The sequence below is a fragment of the Neisseria sp. P0021.S005 genome (assembly GCF_051956955.1).
This window is the reverse complement of the sequence record NZ_JBQCWY010000676.1, coordinates 1-1,645: the sequence shown is the minus strand read 5'-3', so window position 1 is coordinate 1,645 and position 1,645 is coordinate 1. Positions and strand designations below refer to the sequence as shown.

3 protein-coding genes are annotated in these 1,645 nt (G+C 46.3%); all 3 read left to right on the top strand.

The annotated features are described in order from the left end of the window. Positions 1–392 (top strand): DciA family protein (locus ACTHUE_RS18220; RefSeq protein ID WP_440424115.1); only part of this gene is annotated, 392 nt, incomplete at its 5' end. Between the two features lie 291 nt (positions 393–683). After that, a complete protein-coding gene (gene azu / locus ACTHUE_RS18215) occupies positions 684–1,253 on the top strand; it encodes an azurin (RefSeq protein ID WP_070460143.1) in 570 nt (189 codons plus the stop codon). Positions 1,254–1,338: 85 nt separating this feature from the next. Continuing rightward, a partial coding sequence (locus ACTHUE_RS18210) for a hemerythrin domain-containing protein (RefSeq protein ID WP_440424114.1) occupies positions 1,339–1,645 on the top strand: 307 nt, incomplete at its 3' end.

Below are 1,645 nucleotides of genomic sequence, written 5' to 3'. Positions count from 1 at the left end.
ATTTATTGGCGGGCTTGTTGCAACAATCGCAACAATGGCGGAAATTGGATGCAAAAATCAAAACGGTTTTGCCGGCCAACCTGCATCCGCATTTTCAGACGGCCTGCGTAGAAGACGGAAGATTGGTTTTGCTTGCCGCCAATAATATGGCTGCTTCGCGTTTGAAAATGATCCTGCCTGCCATGTTGCCCAAGTTGCAAGCATTGCATGCAGGGGTAAGGGAAGTGGTGGTCAGGGTAGTCCCCAAGCCTCCGACTCAGCCGAAAACCAATAGTTTGCGATTGAGCGAGGCAGCTTTAGACAGTTTTGACGAGGCGGCAGCCAAATTGGAAGGCAAACATCCCGAATTGGCGGCGGCATTGGCAGAATTGGTACGCAAGCACAGCCGTTAAAATTATGTCAGATGAGATTATTGTTAATAAATGTTAAAACTTATTTCATTCGGATGATAGCATCTAATACTAAAGAAATACGACCTAGAAAGTATCTGTTTTCTTTTAGGTAAACTGATGTAAACTTGGCTTGAAACTTTGATTTCGTGTGAAGTTTGTAGCAAAATAACGCCTGAATTTCACATCACGCTATGCGGATAAATTTTAGTTTGGCGTTTGCCTTTTATTAATATATTCGTGTGGTGCTATTAATAGAACTTAACAAAACTCTCATCATTAGGAGATACATCAATGAAAGCTTATCTGGCTCTGATTTCCGCTGCCGTTATCGGCTTGGCTGCATGCTCTCAAGAAGCTGCAAAACCTGCTGAAGCCCCTGCTGCTTCCGAAGCTGCCCCTGCAGAAACTACTGCACCTGCTGATGCAGCTCCTGCTTCTGAAGCCGCTCCAGCCGACGCTGCCGCTGCTCCTGCTGCCGGCAACTGCGCGACTACTGTTGAAGCCAACGACGCTATGCAGTTCAACACTAAAGAAATCCAAGTAAGCAAAGCTTGTAAAGAATTCACCATCACCCTGAAACACACCGGTACCCAACCTAAAGCCAGCATGGGTCACAACATTGTAATCGGTAAAACTGAAGACATGGACGGTATTTTCAAAGATGGCGTTGGCGCAGCTGACACTGACTACGTTAAACCTGACGACGCACGCGTTGTTGCCCACACCAAACTGATCGGTGGCGGTGAAGAATCTTCTTTGACTCTGGATCCTGCCAAACTGGCTGACGGCGAATACAAATTCGCTTGTACCTTCCCAGGTCACGGCGCTTTGATGAACGGTAAAGTTACTTTGGTTGACTAATCCGCCTAAAGCTCGAAAACAGACAGCCTGCCTTGCGCAGGCTGTTTTGTTATAATCTGGAAACATTAATTTAAGAATAAATCCTATGAATCCGTTTGAAACCAAAAGTGTTACTTTTGCCGAACCCATTGAAATGCTGTACGCCTGCCACGGCAAAGTGCGCCGTTTCTGCAATCAGGTTGCCATGTTGTCGGACTATATCGCCGAAAACGGCTGCAATCAGGTTGTTTTGCAAACCATCCGTCAAATTGCCCAGTATTTTAACGTTGCCGCGCCGTTGCACCATGAAGACGAAGAAGAAAATTTCTTCCCGCTTCTATTGCAATATGCGCCGCAAGCTCAAGAAAGCGTTGACGAGCTTTTGCGCCAACATATCAGCCTGCACAACAACT

What these genes read in the sequence shown, in the direction of transcription:
- azu (WP_070460143.1), top strand. Translation starts at nt 684, where the DNA reads ATGAAAGCTTATCTGGCTCTGATTTCCGCTGCCGTTATCGGCTTGGCT.